Here is a 16,575-nt window from a genome sequence, read left to right on the forward strand (position 1 = left end):
ATGAGCGGAATCTGCGCCGGACGCGTCGTCGTCGTCACCGGCGCCGGGCGGGGGCTGGGCCGGGCCCACGCGCTCGCGTTCGCGGCGGAGGGCGCCCGCGTCGTCGTCAACGACCTGGGCGTCGGGCTCGACGGGGCACCCGGGCCCGGCAGCCCGGCCCACCGGGTCGTCGAGGAGATCCGCGCGGCGGGCGGCGAGGCCGTCGCCCACGGCGCCGACATCGCCACGAGCGCCGGGGCCGAATCCCTGGTGGCGGCGGCCCTGGAGACGTACGGCCGGCTCGACACGCTCGTCAACAACGCCGGCTTCCTGCGCGACCGCATGCTCGTCAACCTCGACGAGGACGACTGGGACGCCGTGCTCCGCGTCCACCTCAAGGGCCACTTCCTGCCCCTCAAGCACGCCGCCGCGCACTGGCGGGCCGAGGCCAAGGCCGGCCGGACACCGGTGGCCCGGATCGTCAACACCAGCAGCGGCGCCGGACTGCTGGGCTCCGTCGGGCAGGGGAACTACAGCGCCGCGAAGGCCGGGATCGTCGGGCTGACCCTGGTCGCGGCGGCCGAACTCGGCCGGTACGGCGTCCAGGTCAACGCCGTCGCCCCCGCGGCCCGCACCCGTATGACCGAAGGCACCTTCGCCGAGACCATGGCGGCCCCCGAGTCCGGCTTCGACGCCATGGCGCCGGCGAACGTGTCCCCGCTGGTGGTCTGGCTGGGCTCCGCCGCGAGCGCCGGTGTCACCGGCCGGGTGTTCGAGGCCGAGGGCGGCCGGATCACCGTCATGGAGGGCTGGCGGCCGGGACCCACCGCCGACAAGGGCGCGCTGTGGACACCGGCCGAGGCGGGGGAGACGGCAGGCAAGCTGCTCGCCGAGGCGGAGGTTCCCGGGCGGGTCTACGGGGCGTAGGCGCTGCTACGACGACAGCCGGGCGGCAGCCTTGCGCTGTGCCTCCGACATGACCGTCAGAAACCTGACCACGGTCTCCAGTTCCTCCGTACCGAACTCCTCGCACGCCGCCACGATGTCGCGTGCCCAGTCCTCGAAGAACACGGCGAGTTCGCCGATCTTCTCCCGGTTCAACTCGACGAGCACCCGGCGTTTGTCGGTGGGGTGCTTGACCCGGCGGGCGAAGCCCTTGGCCTCCAGACGGTCGACCAGACCGGTGACGGAGGCGGGGGCCAGGCCGGTCAGCTGCGCCAACTCCTTCGCGGTGAGCGGGCCGTGGCGCTCCAGGAGGTCGAGGGTCTTCTCCTCCGTGGCGTTCAGGCCCTGCTTGGCGGCGATCGCCGAATGGAACATCACGGTGACGCCGCTGTGCACACGGCCCACCTCCATCAGGCGCTGCAGGGTCTCGGCCCGCCGGTCACCGCTCGTTGCTCCGCTCCTGCTCATGGCTCCAGGCTAGCAAATATTTCGTTCGACCGAACTAACGACTTGCGCCCACACCCATCCGGATGCAAGTCTTTCGTTAGGTCGAACGAAATAAATCTGGAGCCCGGGGAGGCACCGTGCCCACCACCCTCAGCACAACCCCGCCCATCGCGTCCGAGCCGCATCCGCGCCGCTGGGCCGCCGCCGTCGTGATGATGATCGCGGCACTGATGGACCTGCTGGACGTGACGATCGTCAACGTGGCGATCCCGTCCATCGGACGCGACCTGCATGCCTCGGCGAGCGAACTGCAGTGGCTGGTCTCCGCCTACCTGCTCGGCTTCGCGGCGACCCTGATCGTCTCCGGCCACCTCGGGGACCGCCTGGGACGCCGGGCCCTCTTCCTCGCCGGTACGGCGGGCTTCGGAGCCGCCAGCCTGGCGTGCGGGATCGCACAGTCGCCGGGCCAGCTGATCGCCGCGCGGGCGGTGCAGGGCGTGATGGCCGCGGTGCTGGTGCCGCAGGTGCTCGGCTCGTTCCGCACGCTGTTCCGGGGCAAGGAGCGAGGGGCCGCCTTCGGGATGTACGGCGCCGTCGCCGGATTCGCCTCGGCCGTGGGGCTGCTGCTCGGCGGGCTGCTCACCGACGCCGATCTGTTCGGCTGGGGCTGGCGGTCGGTGTTCCTGGTGAACGTGCCGGTGGCGGTGGGGACCTTCGTGGGCGGACTGCTCCTGGTGCCGGCCACCCGGGAGCGGTCCGCGGGCCGGCCCGACCTGCTGGGCAGCCTGGTGCTGGCCGCCGGACTGGTGGCGATCGTGCTGCCGCTGGTGCAGGGCCGGGAGAACGGCTGGCCGCTGTGGGGCTGGATCTGCCTCGTCGCGGGGACGGCCGGGGTCGTCGGGCTCGGCGTGTACGAGGCACGGCGCAGGGAGCGCGCCGGGACGGTGCCGCTGCTGCCGGCGCGGGCCTTCCGGCTCCCCGCGTTCTCGATCGGCGTCCTCGTCCAACTGCTGTTCTCCGTCGGGATGCAGGGCTTCTTCCTGGTCTTCGCGATCTGGCTGCAGGGGAGCGAGGGGTACACGCCGATGCAGGCCGGCGTGGTGACCGTGGCCTTCTCGGCGGGCGGCTTCCTGACCGCGCCCGCCGCGGACGGGCTCGCCGTGAAGTACGGGCGGACCGTGCTCGGGGCAGGCGCGCTGATGATGGCGGCCGGCTTCGGCTGGGTGTGGGCAGCGGTGCACGGAGCGTCCGCCGCGCACACCGGGGCCTGGCCGCTGGTGCCGGGGCTGGTGATTGCCGGGGCCGGGCTCGGCTTCCTGGTGGTGCCGCTGGTGAACGTGGTCCTGTCCGCGGTGCCGGCGGAGCTCGCGGGCGGCGCGTCCGGCATCTTCTCCACGGCTCAGCAGTTCGGCGGAGCGCTGGGCGCCGCGGTGGTCGGCACGGTGTTCTTCGACCACGTGGGGGAGGGCATGACCGAGGCCCTCGGTGCGGCGATGCCGTGGGTGGCCGGCGGGTTCCTGGTGTGTGCCGGGTTGTGCGTGGCGCTGCCGCGGCGGGCGGTGGCGGGGCACGAGGGGTGAGGCGGGCGAGGGTTCGGGGCGGGGCCCGCTGCGGCTCCGCCCCTTCCGCTTCCCGGCAACGCCCGCCGCGGCGGACGGCGCAACCTACGTGTCGCACTCCAGCACCGTCCGGCACAGCCCGCACCGCGCCCGGACCCGCCCCCGTACCGGCACCCTGATCCGCTGGTGGCAGGTGGGGCAGGGGAACGAGACGCGCAGATGGCCGCCGACCCCGTCGGGGGTGAAGGTGTACGGGACCCCGGGCTGCGGACCGTGGGCGTGACGGCGGTCGTGGGCGTAGCGGCGGCGGCCCGCCCAGCCCGCGGCGGTCAGTGGGGGCTGCTGCTCGTCGCGGCGGGCCTGGGCCATGCCCTTGGTGTACGCCGTGTAGGCCTGCGGGCTGGTGAACCACACCGAGGGGTCCTCGCCGAAGACCAGGGAGCGCTTCGCCAGGACGTAGCCGAACTCCTCCGGTGTGAGATACCCGAGCTTCTGGGACGACACCGTGTCCTCCCGGTACGCGTCCAGCAGCAGCCAGCCCGCCCCCAGGTACGTCGTCGCCGTGTCCGTGAGGATCTCGTTCTGCGCGGTGCCCGGGAACGACAGGTCCAGACGGTGCAGATAGACGTGCATCACCTCGTGGGCGAGCGCCGCGCCGATGTCCCGGCGATGGGTGCGGAACCGGTCGTTCAGCTCGACGAAGTACTCCGGGCCCGCCGCGAGTTCCACGTTCGCCGCATGGGTCATCTCGCGGAAGCAGACGATCAGCCGGGCATCCGGCAGCCGGAAGTGCCGCATCATCTCGCGGGCCACGCGCTGCGCGCCCAGATGCAGATCGTCCGTGTCGCAGAACGCCACGTCGGCGGGGGCCACGCTGGCCGAGAAGGTCTGGATGGTGTCGTACGAGAGGCGCTGGTACAGCGCGGTGATGGCCGCCCGCACCGTCTCCAGATGCGGGTAGCCGTGCTCGACCGGTCCGTCGTTCGCCACGCCCTGACCCCCAAAGACGCCCAGAACTCCTCTCCACTGTAGGCGGGTGTGCGCCCAGTTCGTCCTCCTGGGACCAGCACCCCGACCCCGACCGTTGCCGATGATCGAGAACCCGTCCGCCCCTTAGGGTTGACGTCCATGACCACCAGCCACACCGGTACCGGTGACGTCGACCCCGCCGTGCGCGAGGAACTCGACCGCCTGCGCGACAGCATCGACAACATCGACGCGGCCGTCGTCCACATGCTCGCCGAGCGCTTCAAGTGCACCCAGCAGGTCGGCCGGCTCAAGGCCGTCCACCAACTGCCGCCCGCCGATCCCGCCCGCGAGGCACGGCAGATCGCCCGGCTGCGCACCCTCGCCGAGAACGCCAAGCTGGACCCGGCGTTCGCTGAGAAGTTCCTCAATTTCATCATCGCCGAGGTGATCAGACACCACGAGCGCATCGCCGGGGACACCGTCAACGGACAGGCGCCGGGAGCGAACTGACCTCGGCCGACGCGGCAGGGGTCGTGACAGCGGGGGCGGGGAGGGGCATGCTGCGCTGTGCACTCCTCGTCAGCCGGCGAGCACTCCGTGTCAGTGCGGGGTCGTACGCTGGTTGTCCACACGGGAGGGACCTGGGCCATGCCGCCGGATGCCAAGATCCTCATCGTCGACGACCACAAGGAAACGCTGTACGCGCTGGAGAGCGCCCTCGCCCCGCTGGGCTACCAACTCGGCCGCGCCACCAGCGGTGACGAGGCGCTCAAACAGGTGCTCCGCGGCCGGGTCGGCCTCCTGCTGCTGGATGTGCGCATGCCCGGCGTCAGCGGTCTGGAGGTGGTGCGTTACATGCGCCGCGTCGAGCAGACCCAGCACATACCGGTCGTCCTGCTCACCGGATTCGGCCCGGATCACGACCTGACCGCCACCGCGTTCGGGCTGGGCGTCGCCGACCTCGTCCTCAAGCCCATCGACCCCTGGGCCCTGCGCACCAAGGTGCGCTATCTGTACGACACCCATCAGCGCAACCTCGCCCTGGAGCGGGAGGTCCGCGAACTGCGTGCCCGCGTCGAGGGCCGCGCCGAGGGCGCGAAGAGCGCTCTGCGACGTGCGCCGGCCCGCTCCGGCAGCCGGGTTCCGCCCCAGCGGGACACCTCCCTGACCGCCCCGGCGCAGGACCGGACATAAGCCGTGTACCGATCCGCCCCTGTGCGCCGTCAGTGCCATCAGGCAGCATGTCCTGCATGTCCGTACTGACGCGCGACGAAGCGCAGATCCGAGCACAGCTCCTCGACGTCCACCGCTACGCGATCGAACTCGACCTGACCACCGGGGACGAGACCTTCGACTCACGCACCGTGATCCGGTTCGGCGCGCGGACCGCCGGGGACACGTTCGTCGAGCTCAAGCCCGCCGAGCTGCGCTCCGTCACGCTCGACGGACAGCCCCTGGACCCGGAGACCCTGGACCAGGACCGGCTGCCGCTGAAGGGCCTCACCGCCGGTGAGCACGAGCTGCGCCTCGACGCCGTCATGCGCTACTCCCGCACCGGGGAGGGCATGCACCGCTTCACCGACCCCACCGACGGGGAGACGTACGCCTACACGCAGCTGTTCATGGACGACGTGCAGCGCGTCTTCGCCGCCTTCGACCAGCCCGACCTGAAGGCCGTCTTCGAGCTGACCGTCAAGGCCCCCGAGGGCTGGACCGTCCTCGCCAACGGCGTCACCGAGCACCTCGGCGAGGGCCGCTGGCAGGCCGCACCAACCCCGCTGATCTCCACGTACCTCGTCGCCGTCGCCGCCGGCCCCTGGCACTCCGTGCGCACCGAGCACCGCGGCCTGCCCTTCGGCATCCACTGCCGCCGCTCCCTCGCGCCGTACCTCGACGCGGACGCCGACGAGATCCTCGACATCACGCGCGCGTGCTTCGACCGGTTCCACGAGAAGTTCGAGGAGCCCTACCCCTTCGACTCCTACGACCAGGCCTTCGTCCCCGAGTTCAACGCGGGCGCCATGGAGAACCCGGGCCTGGTCACCTTCCGCGACGAGTTCGTCTACCGCTCCGCCGTCACCGACACCGAGCGGCAGACCCGCGCCATGGTCATCGCCCACGAGATGGCCCACATGTGGTTCGGCGACCTCGTCACCCTCAAGTGGTGGGACGACATCTGGCTGAACGAGTCCTTCGCCGAGTACATGGGCTACCAGACCACCATCGAGGCAACCCGCTTCACCGACACCTGGGTCGACTTCGGCGTGGCCCGCAAGGCCTGGGGCTACGACGCCGACCAGCGCCCCTCCACCCACCCCGTCGCCCCCGAGGCCGTCGACGACACGGCCGCCGCGCTGCTCAACTTCGACGGCATCTCCTACGCCAAGGGCGCCTCCGCGCTGCGCCAGCTGGTGGCCTGGCTCGGCGAGAAGGACTTCCTCGCCGGCATCAACATCCACTTCGCCCGGCACAGGTTCGGCAACGCCACCCTCGCCGACTTCATCGACTCCCTGTCCGCCGCCACCGACCGCGACGTCCACGCCTGGGCGGACGCCTGGCTGCGCACCACCGGCGTCGACACGCTCACCCCGGTGGTCACCGCGGGTGACGAGACCGGCACGTACGCGCTCACCGTGAACCGCGCCGGCAGCCGCCCGCACCGCATCAGCGTCGGTGTGTACGACCATGATCTCGGCGACGAGGGCGGCCTCGTCCTGCGTGAGCGCATCGGCCTGGACGTCCCGCAGACCGCCCCGCAGCCCATCGGCAAGCGCCCCGCGCTGCTCCTGCTCAACGACGGCGACCTGAGCTACGCCAAGGTCCGGTTCGACGCCGGGTCCTTCGAGGCGGTTCGCACGGGCCTGTCCGGCCTGCCCGAGCCGCTCACCCGCGCGGTGGTGTGGAACGCCCTCAGGGACGCCGTCCGCGACGGGGAACTCCCGCCCGCCGCGTTCCTGGAGACCGCGCGCGCCCACCTTCCCCGCGAGACGGACCTGGCCCTCGTCCAGGGCGTGCTGGCCTTCGCCTCGACGCACATCGCCGACCGCTACCTCGACCCCGAGGAGCGTCCGGCGGCCCTGGCCACCCTCTCCTCGCTGTGCCGCGACTTCATCCGGCGCACCGAGGACGGCGACAACCCCGGACTGCGGCTGATCGCCGTCCGCCACTTCATCGACGTCGCCGCCCATCCGGACACCATCGCCGCCTGGCTCGCCGACGGCACCGTGCCCGGCGGGCCGGAGCTCGACCCCGAGCTGCGCTGGCGCATCCTCGGCCGCCTCGCCGTCCTCGGCGCCACCGACGAGGCCGCGATCGCCGCCGAGCTGGAGCGCGACCCGAGCGCCACCGGCCAGGAGGGCGCCGCCCGCTGCCGGGCCGCGCTGCCCGACCCCGAGGCCAAGCGCGCCGCCTGGGACGCGTTGTTCGCCACGGACGACCTGTCCAACTACCTCTTCACGGCCACCGCCCAGGGCTTCTGGCAGCCCGAGCAGGCCGACCTGGTCCGGGAGTACGTGGCGCGGTACTACACGGACGCGCTCCCGGTGGCCGCCCGCCGCGGACCCGCCATCGCCACCGCCGCCGGCCGGTACGCCTTCCCGTCGTACGCCGTGGACGCGGAGAACCTCGCCCTGGGCGAGGCCTGTCTGCGCGACGCCGACCCGGTGACGCCCCTGCGCCGCCGACTCGTCGACGAACTCGACGACCTGGCACGGGCGTTGCGGGTTCGGGGGCGGGAGTCGTCGGCCTAGGTCCGACCGGTCGGGAAGTACTCGGCCCCGCGCGCGGGCTGTTCCGGTGCGGGGTGCGCCGACCCCTGGTGTGCGCGGATGTGAGACGGGGCCTTGTCATCGGGTGCGCCCTGATCCGATGCGCGGGGCGCCGCGACGGGGCATGGACAGGTCTCTGGCGTAGGGATTCCGCCACGGGGCGAGCCCTGAACCGGTGCGCAGGGCGGGCCGCCTCCGGGCGTGCGCTGATCCGGTGTGCGGGCCGCGCCGCTGTCGCCCGAGCCCTGAACCGGTGCTCGGGCTGCGCGCCATCGGATGCGCGTTGAGCCACCGCACCCAGATCCGGAACACCGGCCCCCGCCACCGCGCGTCCACGGCCCCGGGGTGGCCGGGCCGCGTCTGTCGGATGACCCGCACCGGACGTCCGCGGGCCGGCCCCGGCCCGGACCGTGACCGAGCCGCCGATCCGTCCGGCCGCGACCCGCCTGCCGTCAGGCCCGCGTGGCGTCAGCAGGAACAGGCCCACGGGACCGCGCCCGCCGGCAGCGCGTGGCAAAGGCTCTGCGCCTCACCCGGCAGCAGCTGCCCACTGGGCCCATCGATCGCGGTCACGTCAACCAACCGCAGCCCCAACACGCTTTCCCCGCACGGGAGTACCCACTTTCGGGTTTCGATCGTTGGACTTTCCGGGCGCGTCGGCCCGATGGCGTACAAGCTGGAACTCTCCACATGGATGTTCGCCTGCCCCGCGCCCCCGGAGGAGAGCCCATGAGCACGCCGTACCCCCTCGCCTCAGGTCCCGAAGGGCCCGACGCCCTGCGGCCGTTGATCGACACCGTGCTCGACGCCCTGCGGGAGGGCGGGCGGGCCCGTGGCGGACCGCTGCCCGCGGGTGGGCCGGAGGCGGTTGCCGCGGCCGTCGCGGATGCCGTGGGGGACGTACTGCCGGACGAGGGCGACCCCGACGCGCTGCGCACCCTCGTCCGCGTTTTCGCCGAGGGCGCCGCCGACCCCGCCGACCCGCTCTGCGCGGCGCATCTGCACTGCCCGCCACTCGCCCTCGCCACCGCCGCCGACCTCGCCGCGAGCGCCCTCAACCCGTCCCTGGACTCCTGGGACCAGGCACCGGCCGCCTCCGCCCTGGAGGCCCTCGTCACCCGAGAGCTCGCCCACGAGATCGGCCTGGCCGACTCGCTCGTCACCACCGGCGGCACCGAGTCCAACCAGCTCGCCCTGCTGCTCGCCCGCGAGGCCCACGGCGGAAGCGTGCGGCTCGTGTGCGGCGCCAACGCCCATCACTCCCTGCCCCGCGCGGCCTGGCTGCTGGGCCTGCCCGACCCGGTGATCGTCCCCGCCCCGAACGGCACCCTCGACCCCGCCGCCCTGGACGAGGTCCTCACCCGCTTCCCCCGCCCCGTGCTGGTCGCCGCCACCGCCGGCACCACCGACGCAGGTCTCATCGACCCGCTGCCCGAGATCGCCGGACTCTGCGCCGCCCACGGTGCCCGTCTGCACATCGACGCGGCGTACGGCGGCGGACTGGTCTTCAGCGAACGGCACCGCGAGAAGCTCGCCGGGCTGGAGGCCGCCCACACCGTCACCCTCGACCTGCACAAACTCGGCTGGCAGCCGGTCGCCGCGGGCCTGCTCGCCGTCTCGCGCCCCCGCGATCTGGCCGTACTGCACCAGCACGCCGACTACCTCAACGCCGACGACGACACCGAGGCCGGTCTGCCCGACCTGCTCGGTCGGTCCCTGCGCACCTCCCGCCGCCCCGACGTCCTCAAGATCGCCGTCACCCTCAGGACCCTCGGCCGCACCGGCCTCGGCGCCCTCGTCGACCAGGTCTGCGCACGGGCAAGGGAGTTCGCGGCCCTCGTCCAGGAGCACCCCGCCTTCGAGCTCTACGACCGGCCGGTCATCAGCACCGTCCTGTTCCGGCCCGCCGGGGCAACCGACGAAGCCGTCGCCGGCGTACGGCGCACCCTGCTGCACGAGGGTCGCGCCGTCCTCGGCCGGGCCCGCCTCGACGGCCGCCTCTGGCTCAAGGCCACCCTCCTGAACCCCCACACCCGGCCGGACGAGCCGGCCGAGCTGCTGAAACTCGTGGAAGGAACCCCCACCAGATGACCCAACCCCCGGACCACGAGCCAGAAGCACCCCGTGACCTGGTCGGCATCGGCATCGGACCGTTCAACCTCTCCCTCGCCGCCCTAGCCCACCCGCTCGCCGAACTCGACGCCGTCTTCTACGAGCAGCGCCCCGGCTTCGACTGGCACCCCGGCCTGCTCATCGAGGGCGCGACCATCCAGGTCCCGTTCCTCGCCGACCTGGTGACCCTCGCCGACCCGGCCAGCCGCTGGAGCTTCCTCAGCTACCTCAAGGCCCGCAACCGGCTGTTCCCCTTCTACTTCGCCGAGCGCTTCCACATCCAGCGCACCGAGTACGACTCCTACTGCCGCTGGGTCTCCGAGAACCTCCCCGGGCTGCGCTTCTCCCACCAGGTCGACGCCGTCCGCTGGAACCCCGGACGCGACGCCTTCGAGGTCGACTTCACCCGGCTCGACGCCGACGGAAACGCCGAGGCCACCGGCTGTACGTACACGAAGAACATCGTCCTCGGCGTCGGCACCGCCCCCTACGTCCCCGACCCCCTCAAGCCCCTCGTCGAGGCCCCCGGCGCGCCCGTCATCCACGCCTCCGACTACCTCGACCACCGCGAGGCCTTCCTCGCCGCCGGCCATGTCACCGTCGTCGGCTCGGGACAGTCCGGCGCCGAGGTCTTCCTCGACCTGCTGCGCCACCGCCCCGCCGGACGCGAGCGGCTGCACTGGATCGGCCGTACGGAGGCCTTCGCCCCGATGGAGTACTCCAAGCTCGGCCTGGAGCACTTCACGCCCGACTACACGCGCTATTTCCACGCCCTGGAGGAAGGCGTCCGCGACGGGCTCGTGGCCTCCCAGTGGCAGCTCCACAAGGGCATCGACACCGACACCATCGCCGCGATCCACGACGAGCTCTACCGCCGTACCCTGCGCGGCGGCTGGCCCGACGCCGTCCTCACCCCCGGTGTCCGGGTCCGTACGGCGGGGCGCGTCGCCACCACCAAGGTCGAGCTCCATCTGGAGCACGTCCAGCAGAACAGCCGCTCCCGGCTCACCACCGACGCGGTCGTCCTCGCCACCGGCTACCGCGAGCGCCCCCTGGACCGCATCCTGGCCGGCCTCGACCCCTACCTGTGCCGCGACACCAGGGAACGCCCGCGCGTCGACGAGCGGTTCCGGCTCGTCCTCGACCGCGCGGTCACCGGCACGGCCTATGTGCAGAACGCCGAACTCCACACCCACGGTGTCGGCGCCCCGGACCTCGGCCTCGCCGCCTGGCGCAGTGCCACCATCCTCAACTCCCTGACGGGGAAGGAACCGTATCCGCTGCCCGCGCGCGCGGCGTTCACCACGTTCGGGCTCGACCAGCCGGAGCGGGTCCCCGAGGCCAGGCGCGGGAAGACGCTGACCCCGCTGGCGGAGAGCCGGTAGGGGAGACGCCGGACACGCAGGAGGCGGCGCATACGCCGGCGGCGCCAGGGCCAAGGATGACCACCGACGCCGCCGACCCGGCCCTGCCGGACCCCTAGACCCCTAGGACCCCTAGGACCCCTAGGACCCCTGGACCCCCAGGACCCCTAGAACACCGGGGTTCCGTTGCGGGTGAGCTTCCAGTCCACCGACGCGAAGTCCTTCGGGTCCAGCACACCCTTCGCGGTCACCCACTCCGCGATCCGGGTCCGGATCTCCGTCGACTCCGACCACAGCTCCTTGGCCGAGGCGACGTTCGGGAACGCGCCGCCGCCGTTCGCGCGGTAGTTGTTCACCGCGAACACGAACTGCTGGGCGTCGTCCAGCGCGGCACCGTTGTAGGTGAGGTTCTTGACCCGCGAACCGGCCGCCTGGGCGATGTCGATCTCGTACTGGAAGCCCGACACGTAGTCGTAGTTGTAGTCCGGGCGGTCGTTGGCGTTCGTCAGCTTCTCGACGTCGACGGCGGCGTCGGCGGCCGTCTGGACGAAGTACTCGGCCGAGTACTCCAGGTACTCCCGGATCTGGGCGCCCGTCAGCAGCTTGGCGACCAGCGTGTTGTCGTACACGTACAGGCTCGACAGGTCCCGGATGGTCACCTCGCCGGCCGGGATCTCCGAGGTGCGGGAGAACGGCGAGGCCTGCGAGACCACCGGCAGCGCGGCGTACTCGGTGCCCGCCAGCGCCGCCTTGACCACGTCCTCCTGGACCTTGTTGATCAGGTCGATGATCGGGGCGTCCTTGTAGCGGGCATCGACCGTGGTCAGGGTCTCGGTCGCGGAGCCGACGACCTGGTTGACGTACTCGACGACCTTCGCGTGCTCGTCGGTCAGCAGCTTGGTGATCTTCGGGTCGTCGGCGACCGTGTTGGAGTTGAGCACCTTCGAGGAGACGGACTCGACGGTCCACCTGCCCCTGCCGAAGACCAGCTCGATGTCGAAGACGGACAGGCGCTCGGCGAACGCCAGCGGCTCCGACAGCACGACCGTCTTTCCGGTCTTGGCGTTGGTGACCTTCAGCTCCGGGATCTCCACATGCGCATGGCCGACGAGGATCGCGTCGATGCCGGGCACCTGCTGGGCGACCAGCGCCGCCGAGTTCTCGACGTACGGCAGCTGGTCACCGTACGACGACGTGCCGGACGAGCCGGAGTGCGCCGACACGACGACCACGTCCGCGCCCATCGCCCGCAGCTTCGGCACCCACTTCGCGGCCTGCTCCTCCAGACCCGGGAAGGCCAGCTTGCCCTGGACGTAGGCCTTGTCCCAGATCGCGATGCCCGGGTTGGTCAGACCGAGGACGGCGACCTTGACCGGCGGAGCGCCCGGCACATGGAACTTCTTGATGAAGTAGGGCGGGAAGGCGGGCTTCAGCGACTTCGCGTCCACGGCGTTGGCGCCGAGCAGCGGGAAGTGGCACTGCTCCTCGAACTTGCGCAGCGTCTCGATGCCGTAGTTGAACTCGTGGTTGCCGAGCGCCGCGGCGTCGTAGCCGATGGCGTTCATCGCCTGCGCCATCGGGTGCACCGGACCGCCCTTGGCGGTGATCGGATCGACCTTGGCGTAGTAGTACGTGAGCGGGGTGCCCTGGATCGTGTCGCCCGCGTCCAGCAGCAGCGTGTTGCAGCGGCCCTTCTCGGCGCGGATCTGGTTCACCAGGGTGGAGATACGGGACAGGCCCTGCGCGTTGCCCGCCTTGTCCGTGTACTCCGCGTTCTTGAAGTAGTCCCAGTTGAAGACGTGACCGTGCAGGTCGGTGGTGCCCATGACGGTCAGGGAGTAGCGCTTCGCCGGCTTCGCCGCCGCCCCGGTCTCCGCAGCCTGCGCGGCCGGAGCCGCCGCCGCACCGGCGATCGCCACGCCCGCTCCGGTCGCGGCGGACTTCTTCAGGAACTTCCGACGGTTCAAGGGCATGTCTGGATCTCCTAGGGGAACGGTCAACGACGCGCGTAGATTCTGGCCCGGCCAAGCCTGACGGCAACAGGTCCGGGAGGTTGCGATCTGGTGACCTCATCGGTGAACTCCGTTGCCACCAAACAGCTAAGACGTGACAGAGTGGGGCGTATGACCGCTCCGTACGGCACCGCCGACGCCCCCCGCATCGCCGTCCGCGGCGAGGCCCATCTCGAAGTCGCCCCCGAGATCGCCCGCATCGGGGTCACTGTGAACGCCCGGGGACGGGACCGGCGTTCCGCCCTGGACGACCTCACCCGCCGCAACGCCGCCGTCCTCGACCTCGTGAAGTCCTACGGCGAGGCCGTGGAGCGCCTGGAGACCGGCTTCTTCTCCATCACCCCGGAACTGTCCTCGCACGGCCGGAGCGAGCGCGTGCGCACCTATCACGGCCGCGTCCATGTCACCGTGGAACTCTCCGACTTCACCGCCCTCGGCGAACTCACCACGCGGTTGGCCGACTTGGAGCTGACCCGGGTCGACGGCCCGTGGTGGGCCCTGCGCCCCGACTCGCCGGTGCACCGTCAGGCCCGCCAGCAAGCGGTGCGCGAGGCGGTCCAGCGCGCCCGCGAGTACGCGGAGGCGCTCGGCACCACACTGGCCGCGCTGGTGGAGCTCGCCGACATCGGCGCGGAGAAGGCGGAGTCCTACGCCCCCCAGGCCCCCGGCCGGGCCCGCTCCATGGCCTTCGCCGCAGCGGCGGAGGACACGGCGGCCCCGCTGGACCTCGAACCCCAATGCCAACACGTCTACGCCCAGGTGAACGCCCGTTTCACGATGGCGCCGCCGCGCCTGTGAGGAAAGCCGCCGCGCCTGCGAGGAAAAGCGGAAGGCCTCTGCTCGAAAATGCCACGGCTCGAAAATGCCACGGCGCTCCATATGCTCATCGGAGCGCCGGTGCGCACAATTCAACACTTGTCAATGAGGCTTCACGCAAAGGTTGTTGAGTGGTCACCCCCGGCGAATTCTCTACCGGCGGGTAAGGCCTAGGCTCGATGCATGCGCCGAGCAAAGATCGTTTGTACTCTGGGGCCCGCCACCGACTCGTACGACCAGATCAAGGCACTGGTCGAGGCCGGAATGGACGTCGCCCGATTCAATCTCAGCCACGGCAGCTACGCCGAGCACGAGGAGCGTTACCAGCGCGTGCGAAAGGCGGCCGACGAGTCCGGCCGCAGCGTCGGAGTCCTCGCGGACCTTCAGGGTCCGAAGATCCGGCTCGGCCGATTCGCCGAAGGACCCGTACTCCTTGAACGCGGCGACTCCTTCGTCATCACCGTGGAACCGGACGCCGAGGGGGACCGCAACCAGTGCGGCACCACCTACTCCGGGCTCGCCGCCGACGTCACTCCGGGTGAGCGCGTCCTCGTCGACGACGGCAAGGTCTGCCTCGAAGTCACCTCCGTCGACGGCCCGCGCGTGCACACCGTCGTGGTCGAGGGCGGCATGGTCTCCGACCACAAGGGCCTGAACCTGCCCGGCGTCGCCGTCTCCGTCCCGGCGCTCTCCGAGAAGGACGAGGCCGACCTCCGCTGGGCACTGCGCACCGGCTGCGACGTCATCGCGCTGTCCTTCGTCCGCAGCGGCAAGGACGTCGAGGACGTCCACCGCATCATGGACGAGGAGGGCCGCCGTCTGCCGGTGATCGCCAAGGTGGAGAAGCCGCAGGCGGTCGAGGCGATCGACGACATCGTCGCCGCCTTCGACGGCCTCATGGTGGCCCGCGGCGATCTGGGCGTGGAGATGCCTCTGGAGCAGGTCCCGATCGTCCAGAAGCGCGCCATCAAGCTGGCCAAGCGCAATGCCAAGCCGGTCATCGTGGCGACGCAGATGCTCGACTCCATGATCGACAACGCGCGCCCGACCCGCGCGGAGGCCTCCGACGTCGCCAACGCGGTCATCGACGGCACGGACGCGGTGATGCTGTCCGGCGAGACGAGCGTCGGCAAGCACGCCGTGGAGACGGTGCGCACCATGGCCCGTATCGTCGAGGCGGCCGAGGAGGACATCCTGGCCAAGGGCCTTTCGCCGCTGACCGAGCGGAACAAGCCCCGTACCCAGGGCGGCGCGGTCGCCCGGGCCGCGGCCGAGATGGGCGACTTCCTCAGCGCGAAGTTCCTGGTGGCCTTCACCGAGTCCGGCGACACCGCGCGCCGCCTCTCCCGCTACCGCTCGCCCATCCCGCTGCTGGCCTTCACCCCCGAGCAGGCCACCCGCTCACAGCTCAGCCTCACCTGGGGCGTCGAGACCTTCCTCGGCCCGCACGTCGGCTCGACGGACGCGATGGTCGACCAGGTGGACGAACTCCTCCTGAAGTACGGCCGGTGCCGGAAGGGCGACATCGTGGTCATCACGGCCGGCTCCCCGCCCGGTGTCTCCGGCTCGACCAACATGGTCCGCGTCCATCACATCGGCGAGGACGACACCCCCAGGTAGCGGGTGGAGGGCCCCCTCGAAGGGCTGTGCCGCTTCATGCCGACACTCTGTGTCACCCGTCGTGGCCGCATGCAGCAAAAAGCGGAGGATCACGCGTAACGTGATCCTCCGCTTACGGGTGCCGGGTATGGGATTCGAACCCACACGTCCTTGCGGACAGAGGTGTTTGAGACCTCCGCGTCAACCAGTTGCGCCAACCCGGCTCGGCGACCCCGGAGGAGTCTACCGGGTCACCGATGAGAAGCGCAGCTAGGTAGGCTCTTGTCAGCAGTACCTCCGCCCTGAACGAGGAGCCCCCGTGACCCCCGAGTCGCCCCAGCCCGTAGACGCGCCCGACGACGACAAGTCGCACGTGCCTCCGCTGACGACCCGAGTCGTCATCGCCGAGGACGAGGCCCTGATCCGGCTCGACCTCAAGGAGATGCTGGAGGAGGAGGGGTACACCGTCGTCGGCGAGGCCGGTGACGGCGAGCAGGCCGTGGAGCTCGCCCGCGAGCACCAGCCGGACCTGGTCATCCTCGATGTGAAGATGCCCAAGCTGGACGGCATCTCGGCGGCGGAGAAGATCGCCGAGGAGTCCATCGCACCGGTCCTCATGCTCACCGCCTTCTCGCAGCGCGACCTCGTCGAGCGGGCCCGTGACGCCGGCGCCATGGCCTACCTGGTGAAGCCGTTCAGCAAGAGCGATGTCGTGCCGGCCATCGAGATGGCCGTCTCCCGCTTCACCGAACTGAAGCAGCTGGAGCAGGAGGTCGCCGACCTCACCCAGCGGCTGGAGACCCGCAAGCTCGTCGACCGGGCGAAGTCGGTCCTGCAGACCGAGTACGGGCTGACCGAGCCGGCGGCCTTCCGGTGGATCCAGAAGACCTCCATGGACCGCCGGATGTCCATGCAGCAGGTGGCCGAGGCCGTCATCGCGGACAGCGAGGAGAAGAAGGCCGGCAAGGGCTGAACCGCCCGGGACGTACGACGAGGCCCGCGCCCG

At 71.2% G+C, this 16,575-nt stretch carries 13 protein-coding genes and 1 tRNA gene; 10 read left to right on the top strand and 4 right to left on the bottom strand.

The features are described 5' to 3' along the window. A complete protein-coding gene (locus tag AB0I54_RS18905) occupies positions 1–906 on the top strand; it encodes an SDR family oxidoreductase (RefSeq protein ID WP_363297130.1) in 906 nt (301 codons plus the stop codon). A gap of 6 nt (positions 907–912) precedes the next feature. Here the strand turns inward: AB0I54_RS18905 and AB0I54_RS18910 are convergent, their stop codons facing one another. Beyond that, the gene (locus AB0I54_RS18910) at positions 913–1,392 is read right to left on the bottom strand and encodes a MarR family transcriptional regulator (RefSeq protein ID WP_363297132.1); all 480 of its coding nucleotides are present in this window, start codon (positions 1,390–1,392) and stop codon (positions 913–915) included. A 116-nt stretch (positions 1,393–1,508) separates the two neighbouring features. Here AB0I54_RS18910 and AB0I54_RS18915 point away from each other — a divergent pair, with 116 nt between their 5' ends. Continuing rightward, positions 1,509–2,951, top strand: a complete 1,443-nt coding sequence (locus tag AB0I54_RS18915) for an MFS transporter (protein ID WP_363297133.1) — start codon at positions 1,509–1,511, stop codon at positions 2,949–2,951. Positions 2,952–3,035: 84 nt separating this feature from the next. Here AB0I54_RS18915 and AB0I54_RS18920 read toward each other — a convergent pair whose 3' ends face one another. Beyond that, the gene (locus AB0I54_RS18920; protein ID WP_363297135.1) at positions 3,036–3,920 is read right to left on the bottom strand and encodes a hypothetical protein; all 885 of its coding nucleotides are present in this window, start codon (positions 3,918–3,920) and stop codon (positions 3,036–3,038) included. A 138-nt stretch (positions 3,921–4,058) separates the two neighbouring features. Here AB0I54_RS18920 and AB0I54_RS18925 point away from each other — a divergent pair, with 138 nt between their 5' ends. From AB0I54_RS18925 to AB0I54_RS18945, 5 genes are all read left to right on the top strand, one after another. Next, positions 4,059–4,409 (top strand): chorismate mutase, encoded by a 351-nt coding sequence (locus AB0I54_RS18925; protein ID WP_363297136.1) that lies wholly within the window; start codon positions 4,059–4,061, stop codon positions 4,407–4,409. Positions 4,410–4,547: 138 nt separating this feature from the next. Further along, positions 4,548–5,093, top strand: a complete 546-nt coding sequence (locus tag AB0I54_RS18930) for a response regulator (RefSeq protein WP_363297137.1) — start codon at positions 4,548–4,550, stop codon at positions 5,091–5,093. Between the two features lie 56 nt (positions 5,094–5,149). Continuing rightward, on the top strand, positions 5,150–7,648 hold the full coding sequence (gene pepN / locus AB0I54_RS18935) for an aminopeptidase N (RefSeq protein ID WP_363297138.1): 2,499 nt from the start codon (positions 5,150–5,152) through the stop codon (positions 7,646–7,648). 747 nt (positions 7,649–8,395) lie between these two features. Further along, a complete protein-coding gene (locus tag AB0I54_RS18940; protein WP_363297139.1) occupies positions 8,396–9,757 on the top strand; it encodes an aminotransferase class V-fold PLP-dependent enzyme in 1,362 nt (453 codons plus the stop codon). Beyond that, the gene (locus AB0I54_RS18945; protein ID WP_363297140.1) at positions 9,754–11,163 is read left to right on the top strand and encodes a SidA/IucD/PvdA family monooxygenase; all 1,410 of its coding nucleotides are present in this window, start codon (positions 9,754–9,756) and stop codon (positions 11,161–11,163) included. Before AB0I54_RS18940 ends, AB0I54_RS18945 begins: the two co-directional genes overlap by 4 nt. 146 nt (positions 11,164–11,309) lie before the next feature. On the opposite strand, the gene AB0I54_RS18950 is transcribed toward AB0I54_RS18945, so the two are convergent. Then, the gene (locus AB0I54_RS18950) at positions 11,310–13,115 is read right to left on the bottom strand and encodes a 5'-nucleotidase C-terminal domain-containing protein (protein WP_363297141.1); all 1,806 of its coding nucleotides are present in this window, start codon (positions 13,113–13,115) and stop codon (positions 11,310–11,312) included. A 150-nt stretch (positions 13,116–13,265) separates the two neighbouring features. On the opposite strand from AB0I54_RS18950, the gene AB0I54_RS18955 reads away from it, so the two are divergent. Together AB0I54_RS18955 and pyk are read left to right on the top strand one after the other, a co-directional pair. Beyond that, entirely contained in the window at positions 13,266–13,952 is a 687-nt protein-coding gene (locus tag AB0I54_RS18955) for an SIMPL domain-containing protein (protein WP_363297142.1), read from the top strand. A gap of 201 nt (positions 13,953–14,153) precedes the next feature. Then, positions 14,154–15,590: a pyruvate kinase gene (gene pyk, locus AB0I54_RS18960; RefSeq protein ID WP_363297143.1), complete on the top strand. Its 1,437-nt coding sequence runs from the start codon at positions 14,154–14,156 to the stop codon at positions 15,588–15,590. A gap of 119 nt (positions 15,591–15,709) precedes the next feature. On the opposite strand, the gene AB0I54_RS18965 is transcribed toward pyk, so the two are convergent. Continuing rightward, positions 15,710–15,793: transfer RNA gene (locus tag AB0I54_RS18965), tRNA-Leu, on the bottom strand. A gap of 95 nt (positions 15,794–15,888) precedes the next feature. Here AB0I54_RS18965 and AB0I54_RS18970 point away from each other — a divergent pair. Beyond that, positions 15,889–16,542, top strand: coding sequence for a response regulator (locus tag AB0I54_RS18970; RefSeq protein ID WP_363297144.1), 654 nt, complete (start codon positions 15,889–15,891; stop codon positions 16,540–16,542). The last annotated feature ends 33 nt before the right edge of the window (positions 16,543–16,575 follow it).

The sequence above is a fragment of the Streptomyces sp. NPDC050625 genome, assembly GCF_040654755.1.
Lineage (GTDB): Bacteria > Actinomycetota > Actinomycetes > Streptomycetales > Streptomycetaceae > Streptomyces.